The following is a 22,744-nucleotide window of genomic DNA, read 5'->3' on the forward strand; positions in this document are numbered from 1 at the left end:
AAAGTATTTGGTTGGATTAAATAGTGAACGAATTGTGTTGTAACTAGGTATTTATTTTAATCTTTTAAGATAGCTGCATCTAAGGCTAGGAGAAAGTGTTCTACAAGCTGAAAACATCTTAATTCCAAAAAGATTAGAAAACAACGTGTTTTCTAATCTTTTGTAGTGGACAAAATGAACCTCATCATAGAAGTCTTTGCAAGTAAAATCTGCTCGGCAAGTAATCATTTTTGGTTAGCCCTAACTATATTAGCTAATCACAGGACAACTCAAAAATTACTAAAAACTTAGTTAACTTTTATCGCCTTTTACCTAAATATGAATTTTCATAATTTTCGCCTTCTCTCATTATATCTAAATAATTTAATAAATTCTCAGGTTTAGAAGATATAATTGAAGCTTCATGATCTAATTTGAAAATCATTTTGTTTTCGGCTGCTCGTTCTGATTTGAAGTCAGTCTTTGAGTTGTTGGAATTATTCTGTTTTTCAATTTTATATTTTGCTATTAGATTCTCTTTCGTTTCGGGTAGTTCTTCCAACTTTTTATCCATTTCAGAAATCTTCTCTTCAGTAGCTTTAGTTTGCTTCGCAATTTCGGCAACATTAACCCCTTTTGCAGCGAGATTTTCAATCACTTCTTGAACTTGAGTTTTATGCAGATCGATTGTTTTTTGATAAGATGGCAATTGGGTTGCCCAATATTCAGAATTTCCATCGCCACTTTTTGAATAGCCTTCAATTCTATTATATGAATGCTCAGCTTTGTTCACCAGTTCCTTCACTTTCAAGAAGTCTTCATACTTTCTCAAAACAAAAGCACTATCGGCCAAATGTTTATTTTTCTCACTTTCAATCATTTTTTTCATCAATTCGATTTCAATATTGGCTCTGGTTTCGGGATTTGTAATGATAGACGTTTTAAGCTCTTGTGTACTGATATCCGAAATATCCAAAACATCGGCTCCTTTTTTCATCGCTTCTAAATATCTTGCCTGTTTGGATTGCAGTTTTTGAAGCATAAAAACATCAATACTGTCATTGGTCAACATAAAATTGATTCTCACATTTTCGTTTTTATTTCCTTGCCTCCACGCTCGTCCTTCGACCTGTCGCAAAGACGTGAAATTGTAGGGTAAAGTAAGCATATATACATCCGTTGTATTCTCCTGAAGGTTCATTCCTTCCTGAATGGCTTCACTACCAATAACCACTTTTATTTTTCCTTCATTAAAATCATTTTGAACAGCAATTCTTTGATTTTTACTGGTAGCTCCGGTAATAATTCCGATTTCTTCGGGTTTGTAACCAATTTCTGTAATGAGATATTCTTTCAGTTTTGGAAATTGAGCAACAGCTAATTCAGAATAAATGATTTGTCCGGATTCGGGAAGATCTTTTTTGTTCTGATAAATTAAATCCATCGTCTGTTTCAGCTTCGGAGAATTTTCTATAAATTCTTTTACAGAAGGTTCTTCACCATCATAATATGGTGATAGATATGGCGAAATTGCAATTAAGCGGGCATTGAGAATATGCGTTAGAATTGCTCCCTTTTCAGTCTCACTGAAATTTTCATTGAGCAAGTCATATTGTTCTCTTGTCAGATCATTCTGCTCAATTTTATACTCTTTGTTAATTTTATTCGGACGGATCAATTCAGGGTTATCCTCCTCTCCTTTTATATCAATGAATTCCGAAAGTAATTGCTGAAACAGCGAATTGTTTTTAAATCTCCGAACATTGGCTTTAAACTTCACATCACCTTTTGCGTCAATTTCCATATCATTATCCGCTTCCATAAAGGTCTCGAAGAATGTATTGACGTTGAAATATCCCGATTCTTCTAATCTTTTATTTGCTATCAATGAAAGAATGGAATAATATTCCAAAGGCTTGTTGGTAAAGGGTGTTGCGGAAAGTAGTGTTACATTTCTGCCATCATTTTTATCTTGAATGTGCTGAGCTGCCATCCATGTATTAATTCCCAATTTGGAAGTCTGTTGGTTTTGACTTCTGAAATCGGAAGTAAATCTTCGGTCTTCAATTTTTACCTTTCCTACAATATGATTGGCATTGTGAACTTCGTCGTAAGTCAAATGGTCGAATCCAAAATCTTCCCAGTCATAGATTTTACCACGCTTCATTTTTCCCTCGATCTCCTTTTCTTTCTGAAGTTCAATTTGGAGTTCTCTTTCCGTATTGGTAACGCCTTTCATTTCGCTTGCAGAGATGTAACTGAATTTTGAAGAAAGTTCTTCGGTAATTTCTGATGAAAATCCAATATTATTGAAACCCTCATAAGTAACAATGGTAATTTCTCCGTCTTTATTATCAAATTTTGAAAGGTCATAATCTTTCCCCAGATTCCCTAAAACATTGACTTTAGCATTGGGAATCGTTTCAAATATCGTTTCCACCCATTGTTTTAAAATACTGTCATTAGGAACCACAATCAAAGGTCTTGTACAATTTCCTCGCTCCATTGCCTCATGCATAGCAAGAATTCCTGAAAGTGTTTTTCCAAAACCAACCTCATGTGCTAGTAGCCCTACTCCCTTTGTGGTTTGTCTTCCGATTCCTGCTTTTTGAACTTCGGTCAAACGCAATTCTTGACCTTTGAAATGCAGATAAATTTTGGAAAATAATGGGAATTTAGAATAATCCGGAACGTGGATGTTATTGTAATTTCTGTTGAATTCTTTTACAAAGCGATTTCTAATATCAGCGGAAAGTTCTTCCCGAATAAACTTGTAAAACAAATCATTCGCAGCAGCTTTTCGTCTTTCTCTGACCAACGCATTTCTTTCTTTATCGCTTCCTGTAACTGTTTCGTTATCTACAAAACTTCGTACTTCCCAAGCTGAAGAACCTACAAAGGCTTCACTTGACAAAGTGCCGACAAAATCTTTGAATTTTTCCGCAAGATTGTAATCTACAATGACTGATTCGGTACGTTTTGTAATATGATTATATTGGTCTTTTTTTATTTGTCCTAACTCAAATTTGTGTACGAACTCGTGGTTCGGACTGATATAAATTTCATCTAAAGATTTCGCTTTTGGTAGAACATTTTCTAATAATGACTTTTGTTTTTCGTATTGACCGGCAGTGCCGGCGCCAATTTTATCATTAATTAAAAAATTGGAAGCCGAACTTCGGCAAAAATCCCGCTCCAATTGTTCCAGTTTCGCATAAATATTTCCTTCAGTGTAATAAAAATCGTGAACCCAGTTTCCATCAATGAAGTTAGCAAATTGATAATGATTTCCACGATTATTTAATGTGCCGTCATAAGACGTATCCCTGAATGCTTCAATTTTTTCTTTGGTAATATCAGAACTATTTTGCAAGGAAGTATTGACAATTTGATCCTGTTTCGAGAATTGATATTTTAAAACACCTTTCTTTAGTTGCGGTTTTGTTTGAACTTGATATTCCTTCTCGGCTCTCGTATTGTGAATAGAAATTATCCTATCACTTTTTTCAACCAATTCTTTTAATTTTTCATCAGAAAACGAAGTCGACTTTGTGATTAGATCTTCGCGCAGTTTTTGATACTTGCTAATTTCAGTCGTAATTGCGGGAGATTTAAACTTGATGTCATTAAGTTTGGAAAGCACCTGGTCAATTTTTTCTTTAGCTTCTGTTACATTTACTTCATTTTCATTTTGGTTTTCAATCCTCGCGGAATCGTCGATTATTGCATTTCCTTTGGGTACAAGAACTGTATGTTCTTCCTCTAAAAACAAATCTTCAAACAGATTTCCGATCCGTTGGGTTTCTTTCCTATTTTTAAACTGGTCAATCTTAAATAAAGCTTCATCTAAATTTCCGTGAATATATTTTTCCAAGCGACCAAAACGGTTGGTTTTTTCTCGGGTTTCTCCCAAAATTCTTGCTGGGTTACTTTCAAAATAATTGGAAATATCCGCAGAAATCTGGTGATTGTTTTTTTTGAGAATGATAATGTCGGTTCCGATCTGTGTTCCTGCAAAAGCTCCGTTGGGCAAACGAAATCCATCCAAAACACTAGCATTTTGTAAATTCTTTTGTCGGTTGAGCCAACCTGATGGAAGAACCATCGCCAAAACGCCGTTGGGTTTCAAAGAATCTAATGACCGTTTAACAAAATAATCTTCATACTTTGAAATTTTTGGTTCTTCGCCCAATCCTTTGTAAAATCCTCGATGTTCGCCATAAGGTGGATTTCCGATGACCAAATCATATCTTTCTAAAAAATCTTTTGAGTCTTTTCTATTACCTCGATCATCAATAAATTCAGTTTCAAATGAACGAAGATTGATGTCCGCCTCGGGATGTAGAATTTTGGCAATTTTTGCGGTGGTCTCGTTGATTTCAAATCCTGTAATTTTAGAATTTACAGATAGTTCATTAGTGGCATAGATGAAATTTCCCGTTCCTACGCTGGGTTCTAAAACCGAAATTTCATTGAGGGTTTTGAAATGGTCTTTGATTAGATTGCGGACTGCATCAACAATTTTATCCTGAGTATAATATTCATCTAAAATTCCTCGTCCTTCTTTTGCGGTTCCGCCACTTTGGAATTGGTTGCAGATCTCTTTTAAATCATCGGTAATTTTAAGGCTTTCTTTGAGAATAACCTTGTGATTCTCGGAAACAAAACAAGCTGCGGAAACCACTTCTGCAACTTGATAATTGGTCATTTTTTGAACTTTATATTTTGAAATTAAAGTATCTAATTCTACATTGTTTGAAGAATTTCCACTTATCTCGGAAGGTCTTCCTTCTGTAATTCTTCCATCGGATCTTCCTCTATCGGATACAATTCTCCCGGGTACGATTCCGCCCACGAAACGTCCTTGAGTCTCTCCAACATTATTCTGTTGTGAGTCGTCATAGGATCCTCTTCCTCGGTCTCGGTTTCCCAAATTGCTCCGCTCTGTGCCTGCAAGTCCATTTCCAGCATCGTTGCTGCCCACTGCTTGTCCGCTTCCGTAACTTCCGTTTTGCTCGGATTGGATCTCAGGGCTAAGTTTTCCAGTGTTGTGTTCAGGTGTTCCGTTTCCCACTTGCTGAGAATCGGAAGTTCTTCCGGATTCAATTGCATTGCTTTCATTTTCAGAAATTTTTGGTTCAACTAAATTAGTATTTTTATCTTGACGATTGAGTTTATTGTCTAAATATCCGGTCAGGTCTTGATTCCCATTTTCAGAAATTTCATACAACGGACGAACGTCTTTGATATTTTTGCCATTAAATTCTGTGAGAATTTTCCTGGTTATTGCATTTCCCGTTCTATCCCCGGTAAGACAAAGAAACATTTTACCATCATAATTCTGGTATCTATTGAGGAACTTTTTGCTATTTGAACCGGAATTAAGCGTAATCAATGTTCTATTATTGAATTGCTTGTTCAACTGAAGAAGCTCCAAGAATGAAAGCATATCCTTACTGTTTGTGAAAACAATAAGTTCCTTTTTATTTCCTTCAACTACAGAAATGTCATCATTTATCTCATTAAAAAAATCTTCATCTTTCACTTTTTCTGTTTTTTATGAAGTGGTTAAATTCAAAAATTTCTTTGGCTTCACTGTCCCATTTTTTTCTTGATATTAATTGAAGCGTCACGAATATGTCCGTCTTTTTATTGTAAGAATCAATCCTTTCGAGCCTTCCGTGGTAGTCCTTTTCCGCGTGTTTGTAAATAGAGTACGGTAAAATAGTATCCGTTGGATAAATGTAAAACCGGGTGTACATCCAAGGTGAGTTGATTTCAAATCGTTTGTATTTTTTCTTGAACAAAACCGTATCACTCAGATTTTTTCTGTTTCTGTAATTGGGGATTTTTTCCTGAGAAAACAATGTTCCTCCTTTTTTCTTTTCAACCGAAAGCGGCTTTTGTTTCTTTATGATGTCTGACAGAATAATTTTGCCGGGATTTTCATTTTCAATGGTATAGCACAATGAATCTTTAATGAAATAAATCTGTTGGGTTATTTCGGGAGCATTAGCATCCGGAATCTTTTCTATAATAGAATCTCCCGAATAATTAAGGCTTGACAAATGAAAGCTTTGGATGTTGTTCAGATTTTTGGAAACATCAAAATACACATTGGAGACAACATCGATTCCTCCTTTTTCGGATTTGATTTCTTTGTGGCAGGAAGTGCTTACAAAAAGAAAAAACAAGCTGGGTAGTATTAAAAGTTTTTTCATAGATATATAGGGTTTAAAAAAGCGGCAGCCTAATTAATTTGACTTACCGCTGGGAAATAAATGATTGGTTGTACGTGTTATCTATCGTTTAATACTTTGTTCTTTCATGTTATTTTTTTCGTGCTTGTTATCCTGTTCCAAACCTTCTAAAGGTTTATTGGTGTTGATTCTGTTCATATCGGAATCATACAGATTCAAATTTTTGTATTGCGGATTCAGTACCGCTTTGCCTTCTACCACTTTATCGTCCAATTCAAATTTTACCTTGACGATATTCCCTTTTTCAAGAGATTTGATGGTATTCTCTTTGTATTCCGGCTTATCAAAAATAAGGTTGGATTTTTCTACGATCAGAGCCGTATCAACACCATAATTTTTGTAAAAATTCTGGAAATTATAATTTCCTTTTTCAGTTTTCGGTTCGTCAAAATTGAGCTTCACAAAGGCAGGTTCTAATTGCTCTGTTTTTGGATTGGTGAACTCTATTTTCACAGTGCGACCTTCCAAAAGATTGACCGCTTCTTTTGCAGTAAATGTATTTTCCTTGTTTACATAAAATTCATGCGACATGCTTTCATCTTTTTTATTTTTAAGCGTTGCATTATAAGAATTGAGAAAAACACCACCACTTTCCGTTTTGTTGAATTTTAAGGTAAAATCTACTTTGTTTTCGGGCAAAGTTTTGTCTGAAGTGGTTTTAATTTCAAACTCTTGTTTGGTAGATTTAATTCCTTTTTCCAAATCTTTGTGAAGCTTTTCACCCTCTCCGAAACCGAGGTATTTCATTTGGTCTTTTAGGTATTGTACCTGATCGAATTCTTTTTGTGTTTCCATAATGTTTGGGTTTTGATTGTTAAATTTTATTTCGTTGATTTTTAATATTCGAGTTTTTGGCAAACTATCTTCATCCAGATAATTTTTTAGAATTTTACCGCTATCCAATAATTCGTAGAATTCCCCATATAGCTGTTTTTCCAATAGGCCGAAAGCCAATTCGTATTTGTCATTTTTTCACAACGTATGACCATCAATAACATTTGGGATTTGTCCATTTGTTCCTTTATAAGCGAATAATCTCCATCTGTTGTTCCAAATTCTATTTTTTCTGAAAAAGCTTTTCTCTGGTTTGATGTAATCTGTAAGTTCTCCAGCAAGAATTTGTTTTCTTTATTAAAACTTTTGTGATTGAGCAGATCGTTTTTTTCTTCTACAGAAAGCTTCGGAGAAAGATTATTTTTGACTGCTTTTTCCTTTATGTCTCCTTCCGCATATATTTTAAAGTCGTGCAAAGTTTTTGGTTCATTATAAAAATCTGTCATACCTGTCCATTCTTTGCTGCCATACGGTAATCTATATTCCTGCGTTTGCAGATCATAGCTGTAGTAACTATAACCACCGGGGCTTTTCAGAGATCCGCTCCCATCATCGTAGTCGCGCCATAACCAGCCATCCGGAAGGTCAGATGCAGGGATTAAATTTTCTTCACAGCCTTCATCTGAAAAAAAGTCTGCATTTTCTTCCAGATCAGTCATTTCAATTTGATGGCTTCCTTCTGATGATAACTTTGTAGCTTCAACTTCATAATTTCGATAATGATAAGCTTGCTTTTCATCAATTTGTGTATAGGTCAATCCGGAACTTAAATCAGTTTTTTTCTCCAATTCCTGAGCCCAGAGATCAGAGAGAAATTTCTGCTTTATGGACTCGTTACTTATAGTAATTTCAGTAGACTCCGTGTTATTTTGCATAATCAACTGTTTATTGGCTAGTTGCTGCTTTTCAATAAATCTGACTAATTCAGCGGGAATATTAAATTTATCCTTAATAGGGAAATCCTGATTTGAATTGAAAAATGTTTTCAATGTAAAATTTGAACCTTGAATAAATTCTTTTCCTTTAGATTGATGAATTGCCATAAAATTTTTCTCTTTATCAGTAAATATCCTCTCTCCGTCCCGAAAAAACTGTTCAGGTGAAGTGTTTTCCATTTCCTTCGCAAAATTTTTATAAGCCTTCGTTCTCGGAACTAAATTCTTATCAAACCAGGTTAGATTATCTTCCATTTTATTTATCTTCTAAACCTTCTTGATTTCTCCACTTCTTCTTCATGCTCCTGCTCATCGTCCCTTCTTTGATTGGCATCCTGATACACATCCGGGTCGTTCACATTCAGCTGAATGCCGGAATCGTCTGCTTTGGAGATTTGTTTGTGGTTGGTCGCTATACTGTTTACGGTATTGATCTCTCTGGAAACAATGCTGAGATCATTCGTAATCTCTTTGGCTATTTCAGGATACTGGTCTATCTTATCCAAAAGATAACTTTTCAGTTTTAGCAATTCATCTTTATAACGATTCAGTTCTTCCGTATCATTTTTATCAGCAATGATCGCAGTAAGCTCCGTAGCATTTTTGATGAAGTCAAACTCAACAACTTTGCTGGTTTCTTTGTCGAAAATGAAGGCTTTTTTCTCAAGCTTCGAAAACTCCGGCAACAGATTGTTAGAGACCTTTTGAATATCGGAATATTCAACTCTGTCCTTACTGTTTTTAAGTATTTCCGGTAGGTTTTTGTCTCGTTCTAAATGGATGACCTTCAGTTGGGTATTATTATCAGTAAGCTGAAAAGTTGCCCTGTTTTTGTCGTGGTCTGCAACGATGGTATATCCTTGCAGAAATTTCTGAACATCCTCTATATTTAGCTTTTTAGAGAAAGAATTATCCTCATTAATAATTCCGTATTTTTTTAGTTCGTCTGTTGGTAAAGTATTAGTGTTCATAATGGTTTGCTATTAAATTGTTTACTTTTATGATGTCATTTAAAAAATGAGAAGGGTTGATGCTTTGTCCGAATTCTTTCACCGAAAAATGCAGATGTGGACCTGTAGAGTTTCCTGAGTTTCCGCTTTTCCCAATGATAAAGCCTGCTTTTACTTGTTCTCCTGCCCGATAATATATTTCTGAGAGATGCAGATAGGAAGTTTCGAAACGGTTAAAATGTTTTACTTTTATGAAATTTCCCCCACCTTTAGAATCCCAGCCTGTTGCTGTAACAATTCCATCCATTACAGCATACACATTTTCATAATTGGCTTTTAAGTCAATCCCGTTGTGCATTTTTTTTGTTCCGAAAAAAGGATGCGTTCTTGTTCCAAAGGGAGATGTAACGGTAATTTTGTTTTTAAGGGGCATTACAATTTTTGAAAAAGATGCTGCCGGTTCATCTACAAAATCATACGTTGTAAAAAAGTTTTGTTTTTTTGATGCTTGGTTTGTTTCTTCTACTCTATTTTGTGCTTGCAGCATCAAAGAATCTTTCAGTTTTTCAAACTCATTTTTTCGTATTTCTTTTACACTGTTATACTCTTTAATCAGTGTTTTCAGTGAATCTATTTGACTCGTTAACCACTTCGTCGAACCTTTGGTTTCATTTTTTAAATCTGATTTTGTGGTGATATTTAAAACTTGCTTCCAAGATTTCTTAGCCTTCTTTTGGTTTACCGGCTCTTCGATATTAGATTTATCTGATACTTTTGGATTTTCAGATTTTTTCGGTATTGTTGGTGTAATCGTATTGAATTGGGCAAAGCATAAGCAGCTGTAAAACAGCGCCATCAATGTAAATGTGTATTTTAGTTTTTTCATTTTATGCAGCTTTAATATTTTCATTCACAATGAGTTCCACTTCTTTATTGATTTTTCTAAAATTGGTCATCAACACTTCTTCCTTTCGGTTAACCCCTTTCTTATCCACAAAAGAATAATAAGAGGGCATTTTCACATAGTTGCTTTCTTCCTCTTGAATGGCTTTCATATCCAAATTAATTTTGCCCCTAATTGCAGATGTTTTATATTCCTCAGCAGCGTTTTCTTCTCCCCGCGCGATCATTCCTACCATTTCTCCGGTTTTCAAGGCTGCTATTTTACCTGCCGGAATCATATTGTCCATCTTTTCATTGATACTGGTGGTTGTTCCTTGCTGCGAAATGGATTGTGAGTATGATTTTTGTTTAATTTTTCCGAAAAGTTTTTCCAGCCAATCCAATGTATTTTTGTCTCTGGCAGAACCGGATAGGATATTTCCAACAATGGCAGAAATGGTGTCTGCCACTTCTTTTTTATAGAATTGTCTGAGTTGCGGAATTTCCTGAAGCCCAAGCATTACAGCAATTTTATTACTTCTTGCAGTAGCTACGATGTTGTCAATTTTATGAATATAGATCGTCGGAAATTCGTCTGCGATAATTCCTCCCGGTAAATTGTGTTTGGAATTGATCAATCTTAAAGCACTGTTTAACACCGAGGAATAAAGGGCCGAATTAATATCCTGTGTTCCCGGGTCTGAAGCCAGAATAATAATGGAAGGATTATCTCTGTCGGTTATCTTCAATTCCACTTCATCTCCTGAAAACACCCAAAAACTTTCTTTTGTTGCCAATCTTGAAAGGAAAATTTTGAGTGTTCCGATTTGTCCTTCCAATTGGTCAAATGCTTTGTTGTCATAAGCCGTTTTGAAAGGTGAAAGCAAAGAGAAAATTTCTTCGTTGGTAAAAAGCGTGTCGAAAATTTCTTTGTAACTTCGGTTCATAAAGGAAAGAATGTGCGGCATATCAGAATATTTTCCGTTTTCGAATGTTGCAAAAAAATAAATGCAGGACGAAAGAAAATTGATGGCAGATTGGGTAAAGAAAGCTTCAGAGCCTCCTCCTGAACTCGAACCTCCTTTTTGTAAAGAGGACACCATTGATTCTGCCATTTCCTGGGCTTCTGCCAAAGTTTGAATGTACTTTTTATGAAACGGATTTACTCGTTTTGATTTTTCGACATCGTTCAAGTTGATGACGTGGAAATTATAATCGTAGTCTTCTTCCTTACTTTTTTTCAATAAATAATGATAGTATGCAATCTGTGCTAGATCGGGGAATTTAAAATCGTAGATGCAGAGACAGAAACCTTTTGCAATCATTTGTCTTATGGCAGGATTGATGACACCAAACGACTTCCCTGAACCCGGCGTTCCGATGACCATTGTTCCTCTAAAAGGATCAATATTAATATACCCTTTATATGTCTTATTGTTATATCTGAAGATATAAGGAATGTTAATGGAAGTATCAGTGTTCACTAACTTCTGGTTTTGATCGAAGGATTCTTCCTCTACATTCCATCGGTCTTTTCCCATTTTCTGCTGCATCAGTTTTGAAATACTGTCTGCACCCATTTGAAGGATAACGGCCCCAAAAAAAGAAAGAACAGCATAAATTACCTGATAGAGATTGAAGCCGGGAAATACTTTTGGAAGTGTTGCATTACCTGCCTCAGTTTGCCATATCAGCGAAGAGAAAATCATCAGTAGACCGAAAATCATAGGAGCGATAATTTCTTTACTAATATTAAGGTCTTTCTTTTTCTTGGCTTTTGTTCCTACAGCTACTAATCCAACCAAAATTAATGTTGCAAATTTGGCATTGATGGGCGGGTAAATAAAACTCAGCTTTGAAAAATTTTTTAACAAGTTGGATACTATTGGAACATCAGCATTAAGGTAAAAAAGCGAAGCACAATCCAATGCAACGACTGCATAGACAGCTTTTTGTAGAAAGCCATAGATCTTGATTTGATGTTGTTGTTCTTGCATTAAGAATAATTTTCGAAGTATTGATTAAGTAATTTGTGTTCTTTTAATAAGTTACTGTGTAGCTTTTGTTGCTGTTCCTGCAATTTTTTTTGCTTTTCTTGTATTGCAATAAGATTGGAATTCAACAGATTCAATTGATTAATTAGCTCATTTCCTCTTTTTCGACTCTCTCAATAATGTATGAGCGGCTTGCTTCTTCAGATATTTTCTCATACCAATCTTTAAGGTTTAATAGCTTTTCATAGTCATTTAAGAGTAATTTTCGTTTTTTAGAAAAAATGATTATCAAAATAGAATGGTAGGTGAATATTAATAGCAAGAGCACAAAGCATAGTGTAATTGAAAAATTTTCCATTGTATAAATCATTAAATTAAAAGGTATCGGCTTTAAGAATTTCAGAATAGTTCACCTTCATTTCTATGGTACGTCCGGAGAGTTGTTCTTCAATCAGACGAATCATCATCACTTTACTGTTTGGGTAAGTAAATTTTTTGAAAACATAGATGTTCCTGAAATTTTTCCTAAAGTGCTTTTGAGGATTGAGTTGTAAAATGGGCGTCAGATCTACACTTTGGTTGTTTGTTGATTTGTGGATTTTTTTGTCTTCTAACGAAAATTTCAATTCCTCAATATCATAGCTCAGATTAGAATTGTTTTTGATAGTCATATCCAAAAAGATGTAATCGCTTATCACATATACATTATTGAGCTGAAAGCTGAGTTTTAAATTTTTCTCTTCTCTAATTGGATTTTTCTCAGATTTTTTTCGAATAATATCCATCGCAAATTTTCGCAATTCAAGATTTGAGAAAACCATTTTATCAAACTCTATAGGTTGCATCGCTTCGGGTTGAATATGGATATTAGTAATCGTATTGAGGTTGTCCTGGTTTCTATGCACCACTTTGTACTGTGCGATGAAAGACTGCGCAACAACGGTTATCACTCCGATTTTATCTCCATTAAAAAAAATGGAAGGTGCTTTGATTTTTCCTTTCTCACCAAAATCAGGATGGTCTGTGATTTTTATTCTAGCAATATTGGTCGCTGGCAAATCGCCCGTTAGCAGTTCGGTTGACAAATCCACATACTGAATCGGTTCCGGCGAAATAATATGCAGGTTGATCCCTTCGGTAATTTCAATCTCCGGTAAATCGGAAATAATCTGTTCTTTGGTTGCAGTTTGAGCTGTCAAAAATTGAGCTGTGAATAATAAAAGGATGTATAATAAAGTTCTCATTGTTTTATTTTTTTTGTTGGTTTTGTGAATCTTTCAATTGTTTTTCGTCGATGAGAAAAACGTAAGAATTGTATTTCAATTTTGCTTTGTTCTCTTTGATCAGGTTGGCAATAGATTTAGATGTTGATGTAAACAGGCTGGATCCAATGCTTGAGAAAAATCCTTTTCCGCCCATATCCATCTGTGTGCCCTGAACCGAGTTAGTTCCCATTTCCCGCATCATATCTCTAAAAACACTTTGTGGAACGTACAATCCCTTCATACCGTCAACATCATAAATCGAAAGATTGACAGGATAGATTTCTCCTTTTGTATAGACCGAAACAATACTGAGATTGACTCTTTGCATCGAAAATCCTGAGATTTGCCCGTATAAAATGGAACCTTTTATTATTTTTTTGTTTCCAACAAAGATGTCTTCCAACAATCGAAATCTGATCCTGCTTCCTAAAAATCCTTTGTTGTTTTCGTCAATGACTGCTTTGATAAAACTATTTTCTTTCTCCTTATAGAAAGCATTGAACTCATTGTTGATTCCGGATTTGCTCACATTGAAAGTTGAATTTAGAAAATCTTCCATCTTATCCGTATTTGATTTCAATCTCTTTTCTGCAGCGAGTTTAGCTTGGTACTCCGGGTCACGAGATTTTTCTAAAGAATCCATTACCAACATTTGTTCTTTCAAATATTTTACAGGATCCGTTTGGACACTTTGTGTCTTTTCTTTAGGTGTATCAGCGTATTTATCTTCCTGGTTTCCGTAAGATTTATCATTCAGCATTTTGATGATCTCCGAAGACCTGCTGTAATCCTTATCGTCCCTTTGTGATTGATTTGGTTTGTAATACGAGGATTGATTTCCTTTCGCCTCATATTGATTTTGTCTACTATTGACCGTTTTTAGTGAATCTATTTTCCTTTTTTGCGCTAATGACAACTGGTCATCATAGTTCAATAAACTGTCTTCTTCTTTGTCCAATCCACCGAGCATTGTTCTGTTATCCTCTTTTTTGAAGAAAGCATTATAAGCATCATTTTTGCTCATAATAGAATCCTGCGTATCACCCAGTGAAAGAGATAATTCTTTTGGCTTGTCTTTTTCAGAAGTGTCCTCTTTGACAAACTGCGCTGCTACATAGCCGAAAAGAAAAAGAAATGGCAAAGCCAAAAGAGGCAGAATATATTTTTTTTCTTTAAAATTTATTTTTTTCATTTATTTTTGATTTTTGTATAAATTGCCTCCGGTGCTACCGGCCATTTTTTAATTTTTGGTATTGGTTGAACAGATAGTCAATTCGTAAGCTGTCTTCTTTTTCAAGAGCGTTTTGGTCTCTTTTTTCTTTTAAAGTTTTCAGTTCGTTCACAATTTTCTCCATCTCTTTATCATTGTTCACAGGTGGATTTTGACTCATCTTACTCTTAGAATAGAGAACCGGAGGCCTTATTTTGAAAGCCGTTTCGGAAGGGAAAAAGATACCTTGAATGAGAGACCCTATAAATGAAACCGACAGTAGAATCATTGAATACGTGAAGAATTTCTTCGGATTTTGAACTGCCCACTGCAGCCATTTCTGACCTTTTTTTTTAAATGTAGTTTCCATTTTTAGTAAGAGTTTTTATTTTGATTGGATAGTTCTTCGTTATTGATGATTCGCCAGTTTTTAAGAATCACGCCGTGAGGATTATTAGGGCTCCGAATGATGTCTTCAAAGAAACCTTCGGCGATGAGCATTCTGGTAATGACAGAAGATTTTCTTGTGATCATCTGTTTTCCGAAAAAGCTAAATTTCTTCTGTTCCATATTGAGTGCAATAGAATCGGTATGGATACTGACCATCGAACTGGACGCGATGATCTGATTGTAAAAACCTTTTTCCTTTAAGTTGGTATATTCTTTTTTCCCGCTGTCATCAATGAGATATAATGACTTTTGAATATTATCCTTGATATAGGTATCATCTGGAGCGAGTGTGAAAAACAGTCTGTGGAAAAGTTCTATCTGCGCTTTGTATTCAACAGGTCGGTTGAGAAGTACGTCCGTTTGCTTGGCAAGAACCGGAACCCCATTATCTAAAATGTAAATGGATCTTCTGGAATCCTCGATCATTCTGTACGCAAAGAAAAATCCTGCAATGACAATGAAAACAGCAAAAGCAATGGTTGAGATTGAAATAACCTTGTTGATTTTAATTCTTTGTTCTATGTTTTTAATAAGCATTTATGGTAATTTTTGAGATTATTTTCCGTTTTTCATCGCTTCCTTAACTCTTCCCGAAGCTGAGCCTGCTGCTGCACTCGCTGCGACAGAAGCTCCTCCTGTTTTAGCCGCCAATATTGCTGTTTTGGCACTGCTTGCTATTTTTCCTGCTGCATTTTTCATTTTGGTCATTGATCCTGCTCCTCCCGCAGAAACAATACTGTCTGCAATAGTTGGAGTCATTAAAACTCCGATTCCTGTAACCACATAGGCAACACATGTAAACAGCTGATTGTAGATCATTCCCGAATTACTCACATAGACCATCAAAGCGTCTAAGTTGGTAATGGTTCCGTTGGATAAAAGCGTATCGTATCTTTCAATCTCCATTGTATAACCCGAAGCGATCAGTTGCTGACCGATGTTGATGATGGTGTAGGCAACAAAAGTGTAGAGATTGATATTGATGAATTTTGAGACCCAACTGTATAATGAATTTTCAAATCCGGGAATAAGAGCCATTCCAACAGCTATCGGTCCCAAAATAATTAAAATGTAAGACCATATTTTTTGAATGAAGAAAATGAGATATACACAAATCCTAAGAATGGAAAGACAACAAAATTCAATGAGTTCTGCTACTAATTTTTGCATTTGGAACTCCATTCTTATCGACCATTCCTTGATGGGCTGAATGAGTTTATCCAATCCTTCGCTGATGTCATACCACGAATCATCCGCATCTTCAGTAGTACTCTCAATGACTTCCTGTTTGGCATCTTCTTCCGCCTTTAATTTAATGACAGCATCTAATAATTGTTGCTGCTTCTTAAATCTCTCGATCCTTAAATCATTGACTTCCGATTCTATCTCACTGAAAATTGAAATTCCGGGTTCGGCAATCGCCTCAAATGGTGCCTGAATCATACTGACAAATCCGCTCCAGTAAACAAGGGTAAATCCTATAAGAATGGGCTTCAGCATCGGTGTGATTTCCCACTCCCTGTCTCCGGCGGCCATTTGCCAACCCATATATCCGAGGTACATAAGAGCGCCTAAACCGCCTATTGCTTTTCCTACCAAAGCAGAACCGGCAGCACTATCTTGTACGCTATTATCCAGCTTTGTAAAAACTTCCATAAACCAGTTCTCAAAAGCCCCGTCTCCTTTTAAAAATTGGAGTAGATTACTGTAATCGCCGTCTGTCTGGGCGAAGCCAATAATTGGCAGTAATATTGTCAAAAGGCAAAATAATAAGGTTGTTTTATTCATTTTTAATATCGGTGTTTATAATGATTCATCATATTTTGAACAATTTGCTGGTCTGATGCCGGAGCCCAAGCTTGTGGTAAAGCATAATTTGAATGGTTCTTTAAAATGTTTTTATAATCTGTAAGAAGTGTTGTCTTATTATTGTGCTTCCTTAATTCCCTTACAAACTTTCTCCATTTGATAAGGGTTTCGTGATACATAATGAACCGTTTTCCCCTTGGCATATCCATAGACCGGGACATTGAATATTTTTCTTTGATTAAATCCAGTTCTTCCTGAAGTCTTTTTAATGTTCCTGTTGAGCTGAGTGTTTCAAAGGTTTGCTGGTCTTTCAGTCGCCACTCGATAAAATTTTGTGGTATATCAGGGAACTCGGTAATGGGTCTTAGCATTCGTTTATAATACAAAAGCCAAAGAGGATCGGCATCGACCGTAGCGGAAGTCCAATGGGCAAAATCCTGAACACTTCTTTTATGAATGGTATCTGAAGCTGCCTTTATTTTTTTTGCTTCTTCCTCCTGAAACTTCAATTGAGAGAATCTCTGATTTTGCACCCCAGTAGGTTTTAATGGTCGAATATCTTCACCGTCTTTATAATCCCTGTTGATCTTCGGTGCCCACATTCCCCAAACCGTCGCGTAGGCAAAATTGGTTTGAATACCTAAAAAGTATTTTGGATAAGGACGCCAGTCTCCCCAATCTTGAAAGACCATTCTTTTATGCTGGGCAACAATGGAAGGGTCATTCAATCTCTTTACACTCAATTGTCCAAACACAGTGACTGCAATCAAGAGGAACTGAAATAGGCTGATTTTTTTTAGTAAATTTTCCATAATAATTAATTAAAGATGTAGTGGTATTTAGTGATGATGTCGCCAACAATGGCTCTGTCGATATTGATGTAATTACGAAGCACCGGAACCTGATACAGATAAGGGATTTTCTTGGCATTCTCTAATCGCAGATTGATGTACAGAATGTTCCCATTGATATTTCTTACTCGTGTAAATATCTTTTCAATCAGCATTTCTCTATCCATCGCATCCATCAGAAAATCTTTGTCTTCATTGAGAATATCCTGGGTAACTTCCTGCTGAAGTTTCATCGTCTGCTTCCCGATTTCTATGTAATATTTTGAAATGAGTGCCGAATATTCAGGATGTTGTGCGGATAAATCCAGCATTTTATTGGAGTTCGTCACTATTTTACCGAGATATTGATAGAGGTATATAAGTTTTTTACTCTGGGTCAAGGCTGAATTCACATTTTTCAGTTGTTGATAGATATACTCCTGAATCGCAATGATCTGCATGATTTTATTGTTGATATCATCATACAATTCCTTTTGCTTTTCGTATGAATCCAGAAAAGCTTGTTCACTTCCTAATCTGACTCCGTGGTTTACGGTGATCTGTGACAGAAGTTTGTCGTTAATCACTATTTGCTGGCTTTTTACCGATGCAACAGAGAAGAATAAAACTCCGGAAAAAAATATTTTTTTCATTTTAGAAAGATTTAATGTTATCCATTATGCTTTCAACTACTTGCTTATCCCTGTTGACAAAATATTGAAAGGCTCTTTTGTTACGTTTTACTTTGGCTTTAATATCCCTTATCTTCAAAAGCATATGCGTGGAATTCCTGCTCAAGGTTTTTACTTCACCCAAGGCATAGTCTAACAATGCTTTACGTTCTGATTTTTCCATTTGGTTAATGGCTCCGTAAGACAAAATGATCCCTGTTACCAGCCGTGTCACCATTTGCAGATCATCAACAAACTGAACCTGAGAAGGCAAAACAGCTATAATGGAATAAGGAGCATCGTTTATTTCATTGATAATAGCAGTCTGATTGTTTGTTATTTTGGTTATTTCCCTGCTCATTGCTATTCCTGTTGGTATGGCTTGAATGGAAAACGAAACAATCCGCAATCTGTCCTGAACTTTGGTAATCTTATCTTTGAATTGGTTCCATTGGTTTCTATTGGCCGTTTCTACGGTAGCATTGGCAATTTGCTTTTGCCGCATTTCTTTTTGTCGGTCATGTTCTTTCATCGTGGCATTGATCTCTATATCCATCATTGGAAATGAAACATTTTCCTGCTGCCAAGCTGGTGTAGAACCACCACCGGAGGATGTCAATACGAAATAAACTACAGGAATAAACAAACTGACAACAATTTTCTTTTTCATCTTTTTGGTATTAAAAATTCCGTTTATACCTGTTCATTATATTTTCAACAATAGCCTTGTCGGTATTGATGTAGCCTGCAAATGGATTAATGGAATTCCAGAATCCCAATCGATTGGCTTTTTCTAATCGCAGTTTGATTGCTAAAAGCCAAAGCTTCAGATTTTTCACATTACCGGAAATATTATGCAGTATTTTGTATCGATCTCCTGCAGTAGCCAAATTCAGTTCACCGGATGCGAGAATATCAGATACATCGGTCACAATCTTTAAACTTTGCTCATACGTCTTTTGTGAAGCTTTAACTCCAAAAATGGCATATTCCGGATGTTCTGATGCCAATTGTACTACTTGTGAGGAATAATTGTAGCATTTATTGAGTTCTGAGTAGATTTCCTGTGCCTGAATTCCGTTTTGTAAAGTGCCGGAAACTTCTTTTAAACCCTTCAGAATTTTATTCTGAATGTCATTAGCTGCCACCATCTGAGTCCCCACCCAGGTCTGTGCGTCCTTTAATTTTGAAGTTTCCTCAATGACTTCGTTCTGTTTCGCTTTTAAATTTTCAGAATAGAGAATCATTGCCGCCGTTACCGTTGGGTCTATGTAGGTGTTTTGCGAATAAAGAATATTGACAAAACATAAAAATAAAATGCTATATTTTTTCATATTGTTGTTTATTTATGAATTCTGAAAAACTGATATTACGTTCTTCCAATTCCTGCGAGATGACTTTAAAAACATTCATCCCTTTGTGTTCTTTTTTCATCATTCTGTAAAAGGAATTGATTTTATCATCCAATGGATTTTGATATAAGTTCACGAGTGACACCAAGTTTTCCAGACTGTCTCCGAAGGTTTTGAGATCACCAACTATTCTGCGCAATGCTTCATCATAGTCGCCATATTGATGTACATAATATTCAACTGCTGATTTTTCAGGTTTTTCTGTGGTATAGGTTAAATACTGCTCCAATGAAACCTCATTTCCATAGACTTCGCCTTTGGAACCTCGTTTCAAGTAAAATTCTTTAAAACGACTTCTACCAAATTTATTATTCAGATTATTGATAGTAAAAATCTTGTTTCGCTCTACTTTATTGAGTGAAAGCAGTGATGCAATCTTGTCGAAATTGTCCTTGAACTTCGTCTGGTCAAGCAATATAAACGTGTCCGAATTATTGATGATGGAATCTTTTACCACTGCATTTCCGATGATGTCATCAAGTTCCTGTGTTACCACTACTGCTTCTCCCCAAAATTTCCTCACCGTTTTATATAAATAGAGGATGTAGCCTCCCATCAGTTTACTTGCGATTGCCTTCCACGCTTCTTCGATGATCAGTGCTTTTCTTCGGTCTTTTCTGAGTCTCATTTTCTGAATAAAGGTGTCCATAATAATGAGCGTTACTATCGGAAAGAGCTTGGGATTATCCTTTACATTATCAATTTCAAAAACGATGAAAGATTCTTCAAACAGGGTATTGTCTGCGCTTTCATTTAATGTCGTTCCGTACCTTCCTCCTTTGTAAAAATCTTTCAGGACAAACAAAAAAGTGCGCAGATTGAATTCCTTTTCTATGATATTGTGTTTCTTATTATTTAGGTAGATAGGAAGAAATTGATCGCAATAATCATAAAACCCATTGAACGAAAGTTCAGTTACGATCAGCTTTTCTTCCAGTTCTTTTATTTTTCTGATAATGGCTTTTCTAAAGGATTCATTCCATTCTTCAGCTGATCTGGGTTGCCTGATGATGTCATTCGACTTGATCAATATCAACTGCGTTTCATTGTATATTTTCCGTCTTTCTTCATCGTTCAGCGTGTCATACGCTTCATAAACTTTATAGAAATTTTCGCTTTCATATTCCGGATTATTGATGTTCTTGTCGGGATGATAAAATTTCAACAATTTTCTTCCCGCTTCCTTTATTTCATCAGAGCTGGCATCGAAACTGATCCCCAAGATGTCATAGTATGTATGCTGCCCCTTTGATTCATTCTCAGATTCAGAAAATAGATCCTCTTCATATATGTTGTATTTACCCAGATATTGAATCAGTTCCTCGGAAGTTTTATTTTCATACCACTGTGTCCCAGAATTGAAATAACCGTGGTAGTAAGACAATAACACATTATCTAAAATGGATTTTTGGGCTGATGACATTGAAGAATCCGGCCCTTGCCAAATCAAGAAAATTAAATTGGTCAAAAATTCGATTTTTTCAATATTAAATTCTTTCTTATCCATTAGAAAAGGATTCATAGTAATAGGTTTTTCTTCGGTGTACTGAATGTATCTTCCTCCTTTGTATTTACAAGTTCCTGAATAAGAATCTCCTGTATCAACAATGACTACATCATAATTGTAGGTCAGATATTGCTCGATGATATTATTCATTAAAAAACTCTTGCCTGACCCACTGGGTCCTAAAACAAACTTATTCCTGTTGTTTATTTTTCCTGTTTTCATCGGTAAATCCGAAGGATCTACTTTTAGCGGAACGCCTTGTCTGTCGGTAAATCTTAAATAGAAATTGGATTCTTCATTCACGGGGTAACTTTCTTTAAAAAAAAAACACAAGGCCGCTTCGCTTGTCGTCATAAATAAATCGTATTCTCTAAGTTCTGTTCCATTGCCCGGAATGGCTGACCGAAAGAGTTCGAGTTGGTTGTAGGCATTTTTAGAAACTATAATTCCTTTCGTAAAAAGCTTATTTTCAATCATCGACTGAATATTTTCCATTTTCTCCAGTGTCTGTGCTGAAAAAAGGATGGAAAAGTGGGCATTCACAACGAGCTGTCCATCAATGGCAATATTATGAAGCAGAGTCTGAATTTCATCTGCTATAATAGCGTTGGACGGAGAATTGTTGGCTGCTCCTTCGTGCTTTTTCTTTTTTTTGTCGAGTTCCCTCTGCTGTTGTGCCTGAAGCGGAATGGTAATGATCTGATTGTAGACAATCGTTTCGTAGTCTTCCAGTTCATTGATAAAACTAAAATTATCCACTGCTGTTTCAGCTGCTGCACCGTTACCGCCGAGAACAGAATAAGGCTCAATTTCTGAAGGCAGATCAATATTTTCTACATCCACGTAAGAAATGTTCTTCACAAACCGGTTTCCGATCTGTAAAAATTCGTTGGTGCTTTTGATGTTATCAAATGTTGGGGATTCGGAAAATTGCATCGATAGCACACCGGAAATATAGTATTCAAAATCTTTCTCGAATAAAAACTCAGGTTCACAATTATTCTGTTTCAAAAGCATCAGAACTTTCTGGCATTTATCCCGTAGTTCCTTATAGCTTTTATCCGAAAAATGATAATGCTTCGTTTTCTTTTTCAGCTTATCATCGATGATATCTGTAAAAAAAAGCACCGTTTCGATGGTTTTAAAAAGCCTGCCATCAAAATGTTCCGAATATTTTTGCTGCAGAAACTGGTTTGATTGTTCAGCGGTGTATCTTTTCTTAGAAAAAATATCAAGCTTCTGAACAATTCTTCCCTCTCCAATGATCGACACCACCTGATTTAATACCGTGTGGAAATTGAGATAGCTGTCAGGATCTGCCGAATATTGTTCGACAATGTTTTTTATCTTGATCCCGATAATAGGGTTTCCGTATTGTCCGAAAAGAACATCAAAATCCCAATTGAAATCCTTTCCATGATCATATCCGATAAAAGGAATGCTAAATACTTGTTTTTTTGTTGTTGCCATTCTTTAAAAGTTTATTACTGTCTAACCTTTTTGGAAAAATTAAGATGTGATCGAAGTTTTTGGTTTTGTCATACAAACCATATTTGTCCTGTCTTCTGAAGATGAAATAAACTCCACCTGCGGTGACTGCAAGACCAAGTAAAGAGCCTAAGAGACCGAACTTTGAGAGTACCAATGCTGAAATGACTCCGCCTCCGATGACACCGACTGCGTAAAAGATGTATTTCCCTTTGAGTCCGAAGAATACAAGAGGCTTTTTCAGCCCCTTGTAGAGGTAGAATCCCAT

At 35.8% G+C, this 22,744-nt stretch carries 18 protein-coding genes; all 18 read right to left on the reverse strand.

Annotated elements, in window-relative coordinates; all coding sequences use genetic code 11:
* Window positions 1-298 precede the first annotated feature (298 nt).
* Complete coding sequence (locus BUC06_RS17585) at window positions 299-5,524, reverse strand: helicase-related protein (RefSeq protein ID WP_083564117.1); 5,226 nt, start codon at window positions 5,522-5,524, stop codon at window positions 299-301.
* Complete coding sequence (locus BUC06_RS17590) at window positions 5,514-6,200, reverse strand: hypothetical protein (protein WP_073335315.1); 687 nt, start codon at window positions 6,198-6,200, stop codon at window positions 5,514-5,516. The genes BUC06_RS17585 and BUC06_RS17590 overlap by 11 nt, the downstream gene beginning before the upstream one ends.
* 81 nt (window positions 6,201-6,281) lie before the next feature.
* On the reverse strand, window positions 6,282-7,034 hold the full coding sequence (locus tag BUC06_RS24170) for a hypothetical protein (protein WP_073335316.1): 753 nt from the start codon (window positions 7,032-7,034) through the stop codon (window positions 6,282-6,284).
* 86 nt (window positions 7,035-7,120) lie between these two features.
* Window positions 7,121-8,263 (reverse strand): hypothetical protein, encoded by a 1,143-nt coding sequence (locus tag BUC06_RS24175; RefSeq protein WP_073335317.1) that lies wholly within the window; start codon window positions 8,261-8,263, stop codon window positions 7,121-7,123.
* A gap of 5 nt (window positions 8,264-8,268) precedes the next feature.
* Complete coding sequence (locus BUC06_RS17605) at window positions 8,269-8,979, reverse strand: hypothetical protein (protein ID WP_073335318.1); 711 nt, start codon at window positions 8,977-8,979, stop codon at window positions 8,269-8,271.
* Complete coding sequence (locus BUC06_RS17610) at window positions 8,969-9,844, reverse strand: M23 family metallopeptidase (protein ID WP_073335365.1); 876 nt, start codon at window positions 9,842-9,844, stop codon at window positions 8,969-8,971. Before BUC06_RS17610 ends, BUC06_RS17605 begins: the two co-directional genes overlap by 11 nt.
* 1 nt (window position 9,845) lies before the next feature.
* Window positions 9,846-11,837: a type IV secretion system DNA-binding domain-containing protein gene (locus BUC06_RS17615; RefSeq protein WP_073335319.1), complete on the reverse strand. Its 1,992-nt coding sequence runs from the start codon at window positions 11,835-11,837 to the stop codon at window positions 9,846-9,848.
* A 371-nt stretch (window positions 11,838-12,208) separates the two neighbouring features.
* Window positions 12,209-13,078, reverse strand: a complete 870-nt coding sequence (locus tag BUC06_RS17620; protein ID WP_073335320.1) for a DUF4138 domain-containing protein — start codon at window positions 13,076-13,078, stop codon at window positions 12,209-12,211.
* A 4-nt stretch (window positions 13,079-13,082) separates the two neighbouring features.
* Complete coding sequence (traM, locus tag BUC06_RS17625) at window positions 13,083-14,291, reverse strand: conjugative transposon protein TraM (RefSeq protein WP_073335321.1); 1,209 nt, start codon at window positions 14,289-14,291, stop codon at window positions 13,083-13,085.
* Between the two features lie 34 nt (window positions 14,292-14,325).
* Window positions 14,326-14,679, reverse strand: coding sequence for a restriction endonuclease subunit S domain-containing protein (locus BUC06_RS17630; protein WP_063969909.1), 354 nt, complete (start codon window positions 14,677-14,679; stop codon window positions 14,326-14,328).
* A gap of 2 nt (window positions 14,680-14,681) precedes the next feature.
* On the reverse strand, window positions 14,682-15,296 hold the full coding sequence (traK, locus tag BUC06_RS17635) for a conjugative transposon protein TraK (RefSeq protein WP_073335322.1): 615 nt from the start codon (window positions 15,294-15,296) through the stop codon (window positions 14,682-14,684).
* An 18-nt stretch (window positions 15,297-15,314) separates the two neighbouring features.
* Entirely contained in the window at window positions 15,315-16,547 is a 1,233-nt protein-coding gene (locus BUC06_RS17640; RefSeq protein ID WP_073335323.1) for a hypothetical protein, read from the reverse strand.
* Between the two features lie 2 nt (window positions 16,548-16,549).
* Window positions 16,550-17,380, reverse strand: coding sequence for a hypothetical protein (locus BUC06_RS17645; protein WP_073335324.1), 831 nt, complete (start codon window positions 17,378-17,380; stop codon window positions 16,550-16,552).
* A gap of 5 nt (window positions 17,381-17,385) precedes the next feature.
* Window positions 17,386-18,051 (reverse strand): hypothetical protein, encoded by a 666-nt coding sequence (locus tag BUC06_RS17650; RefSeq protein WP_073335325.1) that lies wholly within the window; start codon window positions 18,049-18,051, stop codon window positions 17,386-17,388.
* Between the two features lies 1 nt (window position 18,052).
* Window positions 18,053-18,739, reverse strand: coding sequence for a hypothetical protein (locus BUC06_RS17655; RefSeq protein ID WP_073335326.1), 687 nt, complete (start codon window positions 18,737-18,739; stop codon window positions 18,053-18,055).
* Window positions 18,740-18,749: 10 nt separating this feature from the next.
* Window positions 18,750-19,403 (reverse strand): hypothetical protein, encoded by a 654-nt coding sequence (locus tag BUC06_RS17660; RefSeq protein ID WP_073335327.1) that lies wholly within the window; start codon window positions 19,401-19,403, stop codon window positions 18,750-18,752.
* Window positions 19,390-22,458, reverse strand: a complete 3,069-nt coding sequence (locus BUC06_RS17665; protein ID WP_073335328.1) for a TraG family conjugative transposon ATPase — start codon at window positions 22,456-22,458, stop codon at window positions 19,390-19,392. Before BUC06_RS17665 ends, BUC06_RS17660 begins: the two co-directional genes overlap by 14 nt.
* Window positions 22,430-22,744, reverse strand: coding sequence for a DUF4133 domain-containing protein (locus tag BUC06_RS17670; protein WP_073335329.1), 315 nt, complete (start codon window positions 22,742-22,744; stop codon window positions 22,430-22,432). Before BUC06_RS17670 ends, BUC06_RS17665 begins: the two co-directional genes overlap by 29 nt.

The sequence above is a fragment of the Chryseobacterium carnipullorum genome (assembly GCF_900142785.1).
GTDB classification, from domain to species: domain Bacteria; phylum Bacteroidota; class Bacteroidia; order Flavobacteriales; family Weeksellaceae; genus Chryseobacterium; species Chryseobacterium carnipullorum.